General features: G+C 44.8%; 16 protein-coding genes and 1 tRNA gene. 4 read left to right on the top strand and 13 right to left on the bottom strand.

What is annotated here, in order from left to right; all coding sequences use genetic code 11:
- Positions 1-93 precede the first annotated feature (93 nt).
- From hpt to HDC33_RS16125, 3 genes are all read right to left on the bottom strand, one after another.
- The gene (gene hpt / locus HDC33_RS16135) at positions 94-636 is read right to left on the bottom strand and encodes a hypoxanthine phosphoribosyltransferase (RefSeq protein WP_179393602.1); all 543 of its coding nucleotides are present in this window, start codon (positions 634-636) and stop codon (positions 94-96) included.
- 18 nt (positions 637-654) lie between these two features.
- The gene (gene tilS / locus HDC33_RS16130) at positions 655-2,070 is read right to left on the bottom strand and encodes a tRNA lysidine(34) synthetase TilS (RefSeq protein ID WP_179393601.1); all 1,416 of its coding nucleotides are present in this window, start codon (positions 2,068-2,070) and stop codon (positions 655-657) included.
- Positions 2,071-2,167: 97 nt separating this feature from the next.
- Positions 2,168-4,588 (bottom strand): SpoIIE family protein phosphatase, encoded by a 2,421-nt coding sequence (locus HDC33_RS16125; RefSeq protein WP_179393600.1) that lies wholly within the window; start codon positions 4,586-4,588, stop codon positions 2,168-2,170.
- Positions 4,589-4,803: 215 nt separating this feature from the next.
- On the opposite strand from HDC33_RS16125, the gene HDC33_RS16120 reads away from it, so the two are divergent.
- Positions 4,804-4,877 (top strand) — tRNA-Met (locus tag HDC33_RS16120).
- Between the two features lie 307 nt (positions 4,878-5,184).
- Here the strand turns inward: HDC33_RS16120 and HDC33_RS16115 are convergent.
- The 7 genes from HDC33_RS16115 to HDC33_RS16085 form a co-directional block, all read right to left on the bottom strand.
- Positions 5,185-5,610, bottom strand: a complete 426-nt coding sequence (locus tag HDC33_RS16115) for a S1 domain-containing RNA-binding protein (protein ID WP_179393599.1) — start codon at positions 5,608-5,610, stop codon at positions 5,185-5,187.
- A 129-nt stretch (positions 5,611-5,739) separates the two neighbouring features.
- Positions 5,740-6,159 (bottom strand): FtsB family cell division protein, encoded by a 420-nt coding sequence (locus HDC33_RS16110; protein ID WP_179393598.1) that lies wholly within the window; start codon positions 6,157-6,159, stop codon positions 5,740-5,742.
- A gap of 54 nt (positions 6,160-6,213) precedes the next feature.
- On the bottom strand, positions 6,214-6,681 hold the full coding sequence (yabQ, locus tag HDC33_RS16105; protein WP_179393597.1) for a spore cortex biosynthesis protein YabQ: 468 nt from the start codon (positions 6,679-6,681) through the stop codon (positions 6,214-6,216).
- Positions 6,678-6,974 (bottom strand): sporulation protein YabP, encoded by a 297-nt coding sequence (yabP, locus tag HDC33_RS16100; RefSeq protein WP_179393596.1) that lies wholly within the window; start codon positions 6,972-6,974, stop codon positions 6,678-6,680. Before yabP ends, yabQ begins: the two co-directional genes overlap by 4 nt.
- A gap of 88 nt (positions 6,975-7,062) precedes the next feature.
- Positions 7,063-7,353 (bottom strand): RNA-binding S4 domain-containing protein, encoded by a 291-nt coding sequence (locus HDC33_RS16095; protein ID WP_179393595.1) that lies wholly within the window; start codon positions 7,351-7,353, stop codon positions 7,063-7,065.
- Complete coding sequence (gene yabN, locus HDC33_RS16090; protein WP_179393594.1) at positions 7,340-8,809, bottom strand: bifunctional methyltransferase/pyrophosphohydrolase YabN; 1,470 nt, start codon at positions 8,807-8,809, stop codon at positions 7,340-7,342. The genes HDC33_RS16095 and yabN overlap by 14 nt, the downstream gene beginning before the upstream one ends.
- Before the next feature lie 5 nt (positions 8,810-8,814).
- The gene (locus tag HDC33_RS16085; RefSeq protein WP_179393593.1) at positions 8,815-10,401 is read right to left on the bottom strand and encodes a putative polysaccharide biosynthesis protein; all 1,587 of its coding nucleotides are present in this window, start codon (positions 10,399-10,401) and stop codon (positions 8,815-8,817) included.
- A gap of 220 nt (positions 10,402-10,621) precedes the next feature.
- Between HDC33_RS16085 and HDC33_RS16080 the strand changes: the two genes are divergently transcribed.
- Positions 10,622-10,795 (top strand): aspartyl-phosphate phosphatase Spo0E family protein, encoded by a 174-nt coding sequence (locus tag HDC33_RS16080; protein WP_179393592.1) that lies wholly within the window; start codon positions 10,622-10,624, stop codon positions 10,793-10,795.
- 354 nt (positions 10,796-11,149) lie between these two features.
- Here HDC33_RS16080 and HDC33_RS16075 read toward each other — a convergent pair whose 3' ends face one another.
- From HDC33_RS16075 to HDC33_RS16065, 3 genes are all read right to left on the bottom strand, one after another.
- A complete protein-coding gene (locus tag HDC33_RS16075; RefSeq protein ID WP_179393591.1) occupies positions 11,150-11,320 on the bottom strand; it encodes a hypothetical protein in 171 nt (56 codons plus the stop codon).
- 119 nt (positions 11,321-11,439) lie between these two features.
- Entirely contained in the window at positions 11,440-13,404 is a 1,965-nt protein-coding gene (locus tag HDC33_RS16070; protein WP_179393590.1) for an iron ABC transporter permease, read from the bottom strand.
- A complete protein-coding gene (locus HDC33_RS16065; RefSeq protein WP_179393589.1) occupies positions 13,404-14,390 on the bottom strand; it encodes an ABC transporter substrate-binding protein in 987 nt (328 codons plus the stop codon). Before HDC33_RS16065 ends, HDC33_RS16070 begins: the two co-directional genes overlap by 1 nt.
- Positions 14,391-14,583: 193 nt before the next feature.
- Here HDC33_RS16065 and HDC33_RS16060 point away from each other — a divergent pair, with 193 nt between their 5' ends.
- Together HDC33_RS16060 and HDC33_RS16055 are read left to right on the top strand one after the other, a co-directional pair.
- Entirely contained in the window at positions 14,584-15,408 is an 825-nt protein-coding gene (locus HDC33_RS16060) for an ABC transporter ATP-binding protein (protein WP_179393588.1), read from the top strand.
- A complete protein-coding gene (locus HDC33_RS16055; RefSeq protein WP_179393587.1) occupies positions 15,401-16,090 on the top strand; it encodes a hypothetical protein in 690 nt (229 codons plus the stop codon). The genes HDC33_RS16060 and HDC33_RS16055 overlap by 8 nt, the downstream gene beginning before the upstream one ends.
- The last annotated feature ends 6 nt before the right edge of the window (positions 16,091-16,096 follow it).

Below are 16,096 nucleotides of genomic sequence, written 5' to 3'. Positions count from 1 at the left end.
AAATCTTATCACAGGTCCGATTCAACCTCCAAAGGAAATGCCTTAGCAGAAATAACTTTCCGCCGGCCTTTTAAAAGATTTTTTGGCACCAGTTTAAAATGAATAGATTTCCTTTTTCAACACGCCGATATAAGGCAAGTTTCTGTACTTCTCCATGTAATCAAGTCCATATCCGACAACAAATGCGTCAGGCACGTTGAAACCAACGTAATCCGCTTTCAGATCCACTTTGCGACCGGTCGGCTTATCAAGAAGCGTGACGATTTTAATAGAGTTCGCTTTGCGGTATTTCATCAAGTCAACGAGATAGCTTAACGTCTTGCCGCTATCGATAATATCTTCGATGATAAGCACATCGCGACCTTCAACACTCGTATTCAAGTCCTTGACGATTTTCACCTCTCCTGATGAAACCGTTGCGTTGCCGTAACTCGAAACGTCCATGAAATCAAGTTCGATGTAAGCGTCTATGCGCTTGATGAGATCGCTCATGAATGGCAATCCGCCTTTCAATACGCCGATTGCAAGCACGAACTTATCCTGGTATTCCTCAGTCAATACCGCACCAAGCTCACGTATTTTCCCTTGAATCTCTTCCTCTGTAATCAGTACTTCTTCGATATCCTTCTCCAACATCGATATTCCTCCTCTTTCCTAATAAATCAGTGACAACCTTCTTGTACTAACTATGTACTTACTCCGATCTGTCCTATTTCCAGAAAACGGTACTCCATATCGCACTCCTGGAACCGCACACACCTCACCTTGTGCAGTGACAAGTATCGGTAAACGGTCGCGTTCTGTCATGGCAACCTTTTCATCGATAAATAACCTGGATAAACGCTTTGGATTTTCCATTCCGGGCAACAGGATTCGATCCCCATCTTCTCTTCTTCTGATAGACAAGGGAAATGCGGAATGGGGCAGATCAAAATACATGATTTCATCTGAATCTGTGAGTAATTCTTCAGCGGGGTTATCCGCTTCGTTCCAATAAATTTGCAAGTCATTTCCCCAACTGGTCCAAGTACCCTTCGGCAATATTTTCTGCCCGGTCATTTCCTCGTTTGGTGTATCACGAACGAACGTCAGCACGTCATATTCCCGAACAAATCGGTAACCGCGTGGAAGGTGAATGGATACATTGCCATTTTGTGAAGCCAGGTGATACAACAGCTGGTTTATGAGTGCGGAATTATATTTCACGGGCACATTTTCCCCATCGTAAATATACTTCAATAGTAGTGTAATCATACGCCTTTGTAAAGCTTGGTGCATGTCAGAAAAAGCATTTCCATCAACGGTGGGCAGACCCGCTTCTGTGAATGTCATGATTTCATCCAAACGGTCCTGCGCAAGTGTTTCAAGCAGCTCTTCGTCTTGTTGAAGCAAACCCGTCATTCTCACTGCATTTTCGGCGGCCGCCGGGTTTTCATTCAAAACAAACGGGAGGACCCGGTGGCGGAAACGATTGCGCAGATAGGTATCACTTCCGTTACTCGGATCTTCACGATAATGTAAGTCATTTTCCGCAACATATGAATATAGTTCCGCCTTCATGACGGGCAGGAAAGGTCGGATTAGAAGCCCTCCATCGATCTCGCGTTTCACGGGTATACCTGAAGGCATACGACCTTTTGTCATTTGCATCAATACCGTTTCCAGCTGATCCTCCGCGTGATGCGCCGTCGCCAACACGCTGTAACTATGCTCTTGCATAATATCTGTGAAAAATGCATACCGCCCGTCGCGGCATACGGCTTGCACATTACCGCCGTCTTTTTCGATGATGTCCGGAACCGGAACACTTCCACCAAAAAATGGAAGTCCGTGCATTTCACACATTGTTTCCACGAATGTACCGTCGATTGCAGACTCTTTTCCGCGCAATTTATGATCGACATGAATTGCGGCAACTTCAATTCCCATTTTTTTTCGATTTGAGGCCATGAAATGGAGAAGCGCCACTGAATCCACCCCGCCCGAACAAGCAACAAGAACACGGTCACCCGGGGCGACAAGCGACCAATCTTTGATGAAGCGAAAAATTACCTGTCTGAAGCTATCCATTACCGGTCGCCCTCCTTTTACAAATATCCTCTTTATGAAATTTTACCATAAAGTTACCGTAAGCCCCCACTTCTACATAAGCGGGGGCTCCGAATAGTTATCCAATCGCCTTTTCCCGGGAAATAACTTGTGAATATGGTGTAAAACTGGACCACTTGGGCAGTACGTGGTCGACTTTCATAACTAACACAGTACGGTCATCTCCTATTACGCCAAATTTCCGCTCCATTTCATACATAATACGGTCTGCAATTTTATCGCACTCTAGACCTCCAAACTTATCAAGGGTGCTGTACAATGATTTCTCTTGTTTCTCGAGCGGGATGTCGCCGTTGAAAATGCCATCCGTCAACATAACGATTATATCCCCCGATTTCAGCTCTTCATTTTTCGCCTCAATAGAAAAGGACGGCAGAAAACCGACAGGGACGGATTTACTGTCCAGCCTTAAGAAATCTTCCCCTCGTTTAATGTACGTACTCATTGATCCAGCTTTCCATGACCAAATCCGACCATCCTGTAAGTCAATGAGTGCCAGGTCAAGAGTGGCATACATGTCGTCCAACCCATTTAATGACATCATATAATGAAGTGTGTGCATAGCTGTTTCGGGATCCATTTTTCGGTCTAGGCATTCCCTCATCAGACGGATCACCTTCCGGCTTTCACGATATGCATTGAGGTCCTGGCCCATTCCGTCCGACAACAAAACCGCCGTTAATCCTTCATGAATAGGGAATACCTCGTATGCATCACCGGCATGGAACGTTTCGCCGCCTGCCGTTGCAACAATGCCGTAATCCAGCGAAAAGCGGACAGCCGAACCGAATGTCAGTTGAATATGCGGAAAAGGATCTTGTAACACAACGGATTTGGTCACCCGGAATGGTTCGTCATACATTTCTTCAAGGACTGGCAGGATAAGTCTTTCCGCTACAGTCGTATCCGTTTCAAAGTCGGATCTTTTCTCAGGTATACAACAGATGACACGACGCGCGCCCCTCTCCCCCGATAAAATGTCTATCTGGAAGTACTCGATAGCTTTCTCTTGCAGCCGTTTCGCCAGCTCCTCCTCGGCAGGCTTATAAACGGACAAATCCTCTTTTACTTCGTTCATTATTTTATCAAGATGTGTACTCATATCCCTTAATTGAAGAGCCAGCATTTTTCGGCCATGTTGAAGTTGCCCCGTCAAAAGGCGGTTGGCAGCTTGTTCTTCAAGCTCCGTCACAAGCCCGTTGAACCGTATGCATTTGTATTTAATCTTTTCCTCGACCCGGTGTCGCCTTGCTTTTTTTGTCATGGAATAGGTCGCTTCCCATTCATTGAGAAGTCCACCTATGTTATCTTCCGCACCCTCCCAACATTTCGAATATCGGAAACAGGACTGACAGATTTTCGGTACGACTTGGGGCGATGATAAATCGGCACCATTATCTTGAGGAGAAAATCGGTCGCTGACAAGCGTTGACATGAACTCGGAAAACTGTTGAAAGTCAGATAGCTGTTCGTCAAGCCGCTCCGACAACCACTTTTGTCTTTTTTCAGCGACCTCCGTGCTTTCGGGATAAAAGATTTGTCGGATCGGCTCAAGTCTTTTCGTAGGGAACAATAGAAATAGAACAGTGGCAAATCCGATTGTCACAAAATGCGAAGTATCAAGCGGCAATGTCAAATCATACATAAAGAAAAACACCGATACGGAAGCTCCGCCTACCGCTATGCCGATTTTCCCAAAACGACGCAGTGTGCCTGCAAAGAAACCGGTCATGCCATACACCGCCATCATTCCAGTGAATGATAATTCCGCCAATCCTACAATGGCGGCGATAATCATCGCGACTGTCGTTGAAAACGGAAGTCCGCCTGCAAGTGCTGCCAGTAAGATCGTCACATGAATGAGCGTGCCCGAAACCGATACGGGTCCTATCATTATTCCACTCATACCGGTTGTTGCCATCGCACCGACAAGGCAAGCGGCACCAAGCCGTTCAGGCGTCCATTTCCCAAAAAAGATGCGGTCCGCAGGAGGAAATGCAACAAAAAGAAAAAAGGTCATAAATAAGGCAAGAACCGCTTCAAAGCCAATATACAATTGAACGTTCACCGGCGGCTGTCCAACATGCATAACAAATTGCCATAACACTTGGACAACAATGAGACTGGTAGCCACTGTAAGTGGTATCGATTTTCGCATTATCGGATATTTAATGACTGCGTTGAATAAAGCAATCATCAATAGATGGATAACAGCTTGTCCAAGCCCAAGAAAAGCACTGCCAAACATCCCCCCGATGAACACCCATATAAGATGCTTTCTAAAGCGCGCCTTCGCCAGTGCCCAAACCGGCAAGAAAAACGGCACCGCCGCATCGAACAAAACGGCTTGTGATAAGAAAAAGGAACCAAATAAAAAAAGGAGTGCAACTGAAATATGCATTTTCCGCTTCCCGATCATCTCGAGATACATAGCAATCGGATGGCCCACCGGACGCACTACACTATCTATTAGTTTCATTTCCCATTCCCCCTATGTCTACTATGCTCTGAGTATACATAGGCAAACGGCAGGAAATTGTCTGTTCGTGACAGAGAGAAGACAAAATCTTTCGACTCATTCCGAACTGATTTTTCTTTTTTCTTTAGAATGGGTTGACACTTGCAGAGTTCACTTGTATTATAAATATTGTTGTTCCGAATAGCACAAACAAGCGCTTTTGAGGAATCGATTAAGGCGGCGTAGCTCAGCTGGCTAGAGCGTACGGTTCATACCCGTGAGGTCGGGGGTTCGATCCCCTCTGCCGCCATACTAATAGAACGAAGCCGTTTCTATGTCACAGATTTACGACATAGAAACGGTTTTTTTGATTTTGAAATAATAATACTAAGGGTAATTATTTGATGGACTATGACTATTTACGCGGGTCATAATTATCTTCGAGATCGCCATGACTTCGTTTGCATTTCCCATGACTACCCCTTTACTGCCTATGGTACTCTCAGAATACTTCCATATAAAAACACCAAAAAGCGGCAATCAAGGGTAATAACCCTCGACCACCGCGTTTCTTCATACTATTGTACATTTTTTCATGAATTGAAACAGCTAGCAAGTTATCCTCTACTTGCACCACGGCCGCCGCGTTTCGATTCTGTCGCTCTCTTCAATGTTGAGAGGCGCTCCTCGCTATCTTTCATGAACTTTGCCATCTTCTGTTCAAAGTTCTCCGGACGATCAGGAGCGGGACGACCACCTTGACGCGGGCGTTGCGGGCGCTGAGGACGTTCTGGACGCTGCTCAGATTCAGGCTTCGCTTTTCTGATGGATAACCCGATTTTACCGTCTGCACCGACGTTCATCACTTTTACTTCAACCATGTCACCGACTTTAAAGTGATCATTGATGTCTTTGACATAATTATCCGCCACTTCACTAATATGGACCAGGCCTGTTGAACCGTTCGGTAGCTCAACAAATGCCCCGAAGTTTGTGATCCCTGTTACTTTACCCTCTAGCTTGCTGCCTACTTCAATTGACATAAAAAAAATGCTCCTCCTTAAAATTTAAGCGGGCCCCGCGCTGGGAGCCTTGCAACCGTATTAATGAGCCCTGCAATTTGCAGGATCCTTACTTCCATTATAGCCAATAAAAAAAGAGTGTCAATAAGACTACTCTTTTCCTTTTGCCTTTTTTTCCGTTTTTTTCTTGTTTTCCGGTATCGCAAAAATTATTTCGCTCTTTTCAGACAAAAAGTATTCTTTGCGCGCAAGCTTGGCGATATAGTCATCGTCATTCAATTTCACAAGCTGTCTTTTCAGCATATCTTGTTCTTCTTGCACGTCTTCAAGCTGAGATAACATCTCCGCTTTTTGCAGTTCTTTCGCTGCCAATTCCTGTTTTTGGTTGAAGAACATATTCGTCAGACCGCCAAGGATAATGGCTGCTACGATGGCAAATATCGTTAGTCTTCGATATAAACGAATTTTCCGCGCATTCTTCCGATATGCTTTCTTTTGAAGGGAGCGGACATATTCAGTTTCAATCGATGCGACCCTTTCGGACGATTTCCTCTGTTGCTTTTGTTGCATGTCCCGCACATCCTCTCTTCACACAGTACAAATTGTTATTCCATAGATTATATCTCATTTCACTCTTCTTTTAAAGAGTTTCCCTGAAACGATACGGAATATTTTTACAAATGGTGTGGAGAGTACTGCAAAGACTTTTATGATGAAGCGAATGATCTGCCGGATAAAAGAAACAATCAGACGTGCCAGGAACCACAGCGGTTTTATGAGCAGCGCCAAAATGACTCTTCCGAAAAGTCGGAAGGGCTTATGGAAAATCGTCGCGTAAAGTAATAACCCGCTGACCTGGGCTAACGGATCATACATCCGCCAAGCCCCATCCCTTACAAGAAATAGAATATAAAATGTCCCACATCCGACAAGTATCCAGCCAATTACCTCAATCCAGGCCGCACGCCTCCGGATGATTGATTGCTTCCCGGCATGCGCGGTCCCGGTTCCAATCATGTCCATGAACGCCCCGGCAACAATGCCCGTCCCAATCATAGCGAGCAGACTAAGAAATTGGACGGATAGACTCATCCAAACAATTTATGGAGGAAACCTTTTGAGCCTGATTCTTCTTCATCATATTGAATCGTGGCGACCGTACCCTCCAATGTAAGGAGTCCTTTATCGACGTCGAGATGAACGATGCGCAGTTCCTCTCCTCTGATTTGCAATAACCCTTGAGATGTCCGAACGAGAAATTCTTCCTGATCGAAGCGGTCGATCGATTTTACCGATGTGAGATCCATCCGTTTTCTGTTGCGCATCGTAACGACGTGGTCTCCTGATGGAATTGCGTACGTAGGACTGTCGGTTTGAAATTGCATTATATGCTTCCCCCTTTGCTTGTACGTTCACAGCCATCTTATGCCAGGACATAAAAAAACATGACAGGAAGATTCCCTGTCATGTCCTTCAGTCTTCGTCATCTATGAATTCCGGCTCCACTTTTTCAAGTTTCTCTTCCTTCAAAATGGTATACATTGAGGCGGCATCATCTTTTTTCGTCGTATCTTTCAACATATTGATTTTCACCGTAACAACTTTCTGACCGAAACGGATGGCTAGTTCGTCGCCTTCTTTCACTACGGATGATGCCTTTGCAACTTTTTCATTAATCGTTATACGGCCTTGATCGGCTACTTGCTTTGCCAGTGTACGCCTTTTGATGAGGCGGGATACTTTCAAGAACTTATCGAGTCTCATAATTATCACTCCCTTCTTTCGCTAATTGCCAAAATGCTTCAAGTTCGTCAAGTGTATAGTCAGCAAACTCGCCCCGTCCATCTTTCACACTTTTTTCGACGAATGAAAACCGTCTGTTGAACTTTTGATTGGCATGTACCATCGCTTCTTCCGGAGATAGCTTAAGGAAGCGAGATATGTTGACGATTGTGAACAGGACATCGCCTAGCTCGTCCATTTGACTATATTTCGTTCCACTTTCAAGTTCTTTGCGGAATTCCATCCATTCTTCCTCGAACTTTTCAAATGCACCATCAATCGTCGGCCAATCAAAACCGACCTTTGCCGCCTCTTTCTGGTAATTGAGTGACGTCAGGAGTGATGATGTAGGTCGTTCTTGCCCTGCCAAAAGCGATGCGGGTTGCGGTTTTTCTTCTTGCTTAATTTCTTGCCAATTTTGCAGGACTTCTTCAGAATTCTTCACATTCTTATCGCCAAAAACATGCGGATGCCGGCGGATCATTTTCGAACCGACCGATTGAAGTATATCCTCCATCGCAAAGTAACCGTCATCTTCCCCGATTTGAGCATGAAGGAACACTTGAAGCAACACGTCACCAAGTTCTTCAATTATCGCATCATCATCTTCGTTATCGATTGCTTCAAGCAGTTCATGCGCTTCTTCAATCAAATACCGCTTCAATGATGCATGCGTCTGTTCACGGTCCCACGGGCAACCGTCCGGAGCGCGCAGTGCGGCGATGATTTCCCTGAATGTCGACCAGTCTTTCAACCTTGCTTCCCGTTCGACTACAGGCGGTACGTATACAGTGGTTAAATTGTCGATTTCAGTCACACGGTCCAGTTCAAATAGCGGGACCGTGCTAATTTTCTCACCTGATGAACCGGCCGCCTTCACAATCGTTACTGGGTGATCGTAAGCGTATTTCTCCATCAGTGAAAGTTTCACTTCGGACGCTACGAATGCATCGTACACTTGTCCAATCAGCACATGCTGCGTCATATAAAGCTCATCGCGTTTCATATCCGTACCGTCGAGCAGCTGGAATCCTTCAATCGGGTCAATACGCAGCGCAGCGAAAATCGGGTCAAGAAAACTGTTTCCGCCCGCAATTTCAAGCTGAACTATACCTTCGCGCTCCTTCCCGACTAATAATTGGACTGTTCGTTCCGCCACAAGCGGATGTCCCGGTACAACATATGTCACCGGTTGTTCTGCACACATAGTCAGCAGCCGATCTACGATTTCATCATATACTTGCTCGAATGAGTTGTGTTTCTCATAAATTTCATCGAAGCTTGTCAGAATAATTCCTTCTGCTCTTAATTCAGCGACGGCGGGATGCTGATCCGTACGCGCTACGATAAGGTTCGCTTCCTTTAATTTCCGGTATGTCCCGAGGGCCAATTGGTCAAGGTCGCCTGCGCCAAGACCGATGATTGTCAACTGATGCATGTCATTCACCTTTTCTTAATGAGTCGTAATTGCAATGTAGCCAACCGCTTGCCGAATGGCAGTAGATACCATTCCTTCTCTGCCATTATACGTGATTTCATAACGACGAAAAGGAAAACACTCGCGCCCGCTGCAACGGACGTTAGTGCAATAATTGTCGCCCCGATCCGACTTGATAACCTGTCGAATAAAACCACGTCTGCAATAAGCATCCACGGCAAAACAACAACAACCATAGCCGCAGTAGCCCCTGTTACCCATCCATAAAAGCGGGCAGGTGCCAAGCGGATCGGCCAGACCTTTTTAAAATATAGTATCAATCCAACTGTAATTGTAGCAAAACCGATATTACCCGCTATTGCCGCGCCCGTGACATTCCAAACAGGAACGAAGAGTAGATTTGCAGCTATTTTCACTAGCAGTCCTACAATAAGAAGTAACGTCGGTACTTTCACTTTTCCTGCACCTTGAAGCATCGCTGTTATCGGTAAAATGAGCGACAGCCAAAAAATTTGTAGCGAGAAAACAATGATTGCCACGGAGCCGTCACGTGTTTGAAACAGCATTTCATTCACATAGGGCAAAACGAGTGCAAGCCCTGCGGCGGCGGCCCATCCGAATAGGAAAGCCGTCCGGAACGTTAGCTGGATAAATGGCAACGCTCCCCGTCCAGACTTTTTTGTCGAGTGATGGGCGATAAGTGGAACAATGGCGAGCGCCAGTGTCGAAGCGATTAAAATCCCCATCTGCACGAGCGGTTGTCCTCGATCATAGACACCTTTCGTCTCCATTGCCTCATCCTCGACAAAACCGTTCGATAGAAGAATATTGTAGACCGTAAATGAATCGGCGAGCTGAAACATCAGGAGAATGAGTGAACTTGCGCTGACCCCCAAGCTAACAACCGTCAATTCTTTCACCACTTGCCATGTATCCACATTTTCCAGCGGTCCCTTGAACGTATTCCGGAAATAAAGCGCTAGAATGACAACGCCTGCACTCTCCCCGATAACCGCCCCCCACATCGCCACTTCACCCGCTACATAAAGCGAAGAGCCTGTCCGTACCACAATCCATGTCCCGATCAAAATCACCGTCACTCGGAAAGCCTGCTCGCCGACGCCTGAAACTGCAACCGGTACCATACGACCATCCGATTGGAATGAACCCTTCAAAACCGCCAGCGCGGGCATGAGCAGAACGATATATGCACCCGCTCGTAAAAGGGGTGTTAACCCGGAATCGCCCATGGATTTCGCGAAAAAAGGAGCAAAGAATGTTAAAACGACAAAAAACAGTATTGATAAAAACAGAAGGTAAAAAAAAGCCACACGCATTATTGCTTTCGTTCGACCGCTATTTGTACTCCCCGCAAGCAGTTTCGATACAGCCACCGCAAAGCCATAAGACGTCCAGACAATAAAAATACCGATAAACGGATATACTTGTTGATAAATATAAAACCCTTTGTCGCCGACAAGATTTTGGAAAGGAATCCGGTAGACCGCGCCAAGCAATTTCACGATGATTGCAGAAACCGTCAGAATCGACGCGCCTTTCATGAACGTTTTCATATTCCATTGTTGCGCCATATCCGTGCCTCTTTCTTTCGTACATAATACCCCCATTATATCATGAATAAGAAATGGAAAAATTTCTCGTAAAATCATCAAATATTTAAAATTCATTAATAATAGGTTTAACACTTTAACATTTCGGGAAAGACGTAGGTATGACTAATTGTAAATACTTTACTGTAAATTACATTTAAAAATATTGATTCCATAAAAAGTAAAACGGAGGGAAGTTAAGATGATAAAAAAAGTTCCTGCAAGACGCGTACTATCCGTAAAAATAAAATCAAAAAGACAAGACATGTATATAAATGCAAAACATTTTGGATTTACCCATCCGATTGTCGTTGCGTATAGTCAGGAACTGGACACTCTACTGAATAGATATCAAGGTATCCGATCAATACAGTAATTTTAAAAGTTCACACCTTGTCAAACAATTCATCAAAAAGAGCTACAAACCGCCTTGGTTTATAGCTCTTTTTTTGAATGACAAAACCGCGAATAATATCGACACCAATGTACTTTTACAGTATAAATTTTAGACAGTTCCTCTGTACTTGAAGACTTTTGTAGAAGTACGTTCACGGCAATCCTATTTGTTATTGAAAAATTCCAGTGAATCCTAGAAATACAAGCGAAAGTCAAGCAATCGCCGTAAAACCGTAAAGTAGTCATCTAATACAATACCGCCGTACATATAAAGGACATTTCGACCACCTAAAAACGCAACGAGCAGGCCGCCGACTGCTCATATTATTCCCCCTCACCCTTGACCAACAGCGATTGCTAGTGTTGGAAAATCATCAGTATATGGCATTGTTATCGTGATTTCCTCCATAATTATCGGCTGACCGTTATTTAATCTGAAAGAATTCAAAGTGGAAGAAAAGCCCTGGTTTGTTACGAGTCTTCTGTCTACCTTAATGCCGGTCACATTAATCGCTTCCCACGTACTAATAAAAAGTGTCTTTTTCTCCTGGTTATTGGGAGAAAAAGACACTTTTTATTTACTCTTTTGTTATTATAGTTGAAAATCCGTGTTCAGTTCCATTTTTATTTCATTTTCCGCAAGAGATAAAGTAAATACGGCGTTCCGATAAGCGCAACAATCAATCCGCTCGGAATATCTTTTGGCGCAATGACAATCCTTCCGACAAAGTCTGCGGTGACAAGAAGCAACCCACCTAATAATCCGGATACGACTAGCAAAGGCAGATGGCGGAAACCGACTAATCGGCGCGCTATATGAGGCGCTACAAGCCCGACGAAGCCAACCGTCCCCACAATCGCTACGGCGGCCGTACTTATGGCGACACCGACGACCAATGCCCAAACACGGGTTGATTTAACGGACAGTCCAAGACCCGCCGCCACATCGTCCCCGAAGGTCAGCGTATCCAAACTGCGTGTCAGGTAGACGGCCGGTCCGATGAACACTGCAAATAACAAAATGGCTAGCTGTACATCATCCCACCCTTTGGCGTATGTACTTCCTGACAGCCAGACGAGCGCAGCGGCGACAGCTAATTTTGCTTTTACGACAAATACTTGTGTTGCAGCCGATCCGAACGCGGAAATCGCAATTCCCATAAGCGCTACAAGCATCGGTTGGAAATTGTTTTTCCATGACGTCCCTAAAATAATACCGAGTGCGATGGCAGCTCCCATGACCGCACCGAGCGGCATGTATTCAACCGGAATGGCGGGAAATAATACGAGGAGCATCATCGCTCCGGCACCGCCCATCGATGTGACACCTAAAATACTTGCATCCGCCAGCGGATTTCGTAGCACTCCTTGCAACAATACCCCGGCAATTGCAAGCATCACTCCGACGATGAACGCCGTCAATACTCGCGGTACCCGGAAATTCCAGACGACAGGTTTCAACCATTCCGTCGTCCAAGCTGAACCGTTAAACGATAAGGCCAATGAAATCACAACGACAATGAGTGCAACAACGATTGTGATGACAACCGGCAGTTTCATCGGCTCCAATGTACCGCCCATTTGACGGTCGCCCCGACTATGCGTTTTTGCGGTTTTCCATGCCAAGTACAACAACCATGGCCCGCCGATTAAAGCGGTCATTGCACCAACTGGAACCTCTTGCCCGGGCTGGATCAACCTTCCTAACACATCTGCTCCGATCAGTATGACACTTCCCCATAGAAACGACTGCAGGAAAATATGCAAATGTCCGTGAATACCAAGCATCCGGACGATATGCGGCGCCATTAAACCGACAAAACCGATTGGCCCGACAACACTGACCATTGTAGCTGCAAGCACAATTGCAACAGCCCACGCAAGTACTTTAACAAAACGGACATTTTGACCGAGAGACGATGCAATGTCTTCACCGAGCGAAAGCGTGTCCATTGGTTTCGCTAAAATTAATGCGAGGATGAAAAAAACCAATATAATTGGTGCCGCAAATGACACGCCTTCCCAATTCAACTGAACAAGCGTGCCCGAGCCCCATAAAAAAAGACCGTTCGTTTGATTTTCGAATAATAGTTGTAAAGAACCTGTCATCGACGCAAACAATAACGATATGATCATTCCTGTCAGCGCAACGCGTACCGGCTCCATTTGTTTGCCCGCAAGTACGACAACTAGAACAGATGACAGTACAGCACCCGCTAATGCGACTAGAAATGGAAAATTACCGAGAAGCGATGGAAAGAAGATCATCGAGACGACGACGAAAAAATATGCTCCCGCATTAATGCCTAATGTGCTTGCGGACGCCAATGGATTGTTCGTCAACGTCTGCAAAACAGCACCCGCAACAGCAAGCGCTCCACCAGCAAGAATCCCTATCATTAAACGGGGAAGACGAAGAGAGAGCACGATATCCTGTACTCGCCCCTCCGTCCACACTTCTTTTATTAATTGCGAAATTGAATAATCCGCTTGTCCTTGCGTTAAGTGAATGAAAGATAATAAAACCAACAGGAACAACCCAATAATCATGACACCGAAGGATCGTGCTCCTGAAGTGTTTCTTGCCATTACTTACTCACCATCGTGCTTGTGATCTTATTGAGCAATGTTTCAGCTGAGAGAGGACCTCCATATAACCAAGTATCTCCGCCGAGATCATACAAGCGGTCTTCTTTCACGAAATCAAGGTTTTTCCACACGGCGTTATCTTTTAATTGTTTATCATAAATATTGTCCTCGCTTTGTACGCTATACAAATAATTTGCATTTTCGTACTTCGTTAACCCCTCTACGTTATATGTGCTCGAACCGAAAACTTCAAATTGGTCTGGCACATGGATATTGTTTAGGCCGATTTTGCCTAAAATTATTGAAGCCATTGAGTTTGGTGTAAATACACGGATTTCCGGCGCTTGAGGCCCCGTGTAAGCAAGTGTCAAAATCACATCTTTTGTTTTCAAATTGGCGTCGTTGATTTTTTCTGTCGCTTCCGCATACTTTGTATCCAGGTCAGTTAATACCTGTTTCGCTTCGTCCGTTTTATTAACAGCCTTAGCAATCTCGTTGAATGTTGTCGTCATTTCTTGATACAAATCTATTTTTTCATCTTCAGGATACGGATTAAAAATGACGGTAGGTGCGATTTTTTCCAAATCTGCAATCATCCCATCATGACGGAAACTCGTACCGATGATTAAATCCGGCTCCAATGCAGCAATCGCTTCCAAATTCGGTTCTTGGCGGCCGCCGACATCCGCTACGTCTTTGCTTAGCTCCGCATCAATATTCACCCATTTATGATATTCTTCTATATCTGCCATCCCAACAGGCTGAACGCCTACTGCCAACAAATCCTCCGCATATGTCCATTCCAAAACAACAACTTTTTTCGCAGGCTTATTAAGTGTCACTTCACCGTTAACGCCTGTAATTGTTATACTTGCGTCCGCTTTTTCATTTTCTACAGCTTTGTCTTCTTCTTTCTTCGATGAACAACCGGCTAACACTACTGCAAAAATTGTTAAAACAAGCAGCGCCTTTATGGACTTCTTCATAATTGAACATTCCTCCATTTACACATTCATTGATTATCATTCTCATTTAATATTTTAAACTTGGTTATGCAGTTTTGTAAAGTTTTTTCTGAAATAATTGATTATCATTCTCAATGGACACCAAATATGCTATGCTTATCTCTAATTGAAAATGAAAGCTATTTAGATTTCCTATAGATATGGAGGCATTCCTATGTATACTTCAATAACAGCCGACAACCTATCAATCGGCTATCAAGATAAACTTCTCTTCGAAAACTTGAATTTATCGATTCCAAAAGGTGAGATTACTGTTTTCGTCGGTAGTAACGGCTGCGGTAAATCCACGTTACTGCGTTCCATCGCCCGTCTTTTAAAACCTGCGGATGGTTCTATTTTACTTGAAGGTAAGGATATCCATTCGATGTCTTCACGAAATGTTGCAAAGAAAATGGGCATTCTTCCACAAGGTCCTGTGTCGCCTGAAGGATTGACCGTACACGATCTTGTGAAACAAGGACGCTATCCGCACCAATCTTGGCTCTCAAGATGGACTGAAGAAGACACGAAGAAAACGGAAGCTGCACTGGCAGCAACCCGGATAAGCGAACTTCGGGACCAATCAATTGACACATTGTCAGGCGGTCAGCGTCAACGTGCATGGATTGCGATGACACTGGCTCAAGATACAGATGTCATTTTGTTGGATGAGCCGACGACATACCTTGATATGACACATCAAATTGAAATATTGGATCTGTTGTTTGAACTAAATGAACAAAAGGGCCGTACGATTGTCATGGTTCTGCACGACTTGAACTTGGCATCGCGTTATGCACATAATATCGTGGCCATTAAAGATGGCGGCGTCCACGCGCAAGGTAGACCGGAAGATATTATCAACTGTGATTTAGTCCGTGCTGTATTCGGGATGGAATGCCAGGTTTCAACAGATCCACTATTCGGCACACCGCATTGCGTTCCTTATGGGCGCGGCCGCTGCGTCGTGACGGAACTCCGGAGCAATACAGGTGCCTGATCTACAGCCGGATCAGCTAGACGCACTGAAACGTTTCAGTGTACATGTAGGTGAACAGTCGAACGTATTTTCATCGGTTGCAGATGTTTTATCCGAATCGGGAAGCGATAAGCTATTCGAAAAGGTCAAAAGCTTGTCAGGCGCCTCAGATGATACTGTTGCATCGTCCGTTTACATGAGAAGGCATGGTTTTTTCATTGCCGCGCAACTGCATTTTTTGAGTGAATATGATTTACTATGGGCGGGCGATTTGGAGGATATTTCATTATTCATCGAAAACGAGACGATTCTTTTTTCTGTTCCGGCTGCCAGCTTTAGAAGCGCACAAAACCGTGAACAGGATATCCGCTTTATTCTTGAATCGTATGGGCATCCTGTCGTCGACTATTTAAGCAAGCGTGGAAAAATTGCAAAGTTAATTTTGTGGGAGAATGTGTGGGGCTATGTCTTGTGGATGTACTCGATGCTACTTCAAGAAAATTCACTGTTTGCGCAACAAGACTTAGATGTTTTATTGGAAGATGAAACTTGGAAACCCGCGATGCGCCGCTCCCCTTTTAAACAATATCTGAAAAACCAACTAGCACTGGACGCTATGGCAAATTTCAAACGAGTGACATGTTGTTTGTATAAAGAACTTCCGAATACAGATAAATGTCCGTATTGTCCATTAGCGAAATAAAAACAG

This window comes from Sporosarcina sp. JAI121, assembly GCF_013408665.1.
Taxonomy (GTDB): domain Bacteria; phylum Bacillota; class Bacilli; order Bacillales_A; family Planococcaceae; genus Sporosarcina.
This window is presented reverse-complemented; position numbering and strand designations above follow the sequence as displayed.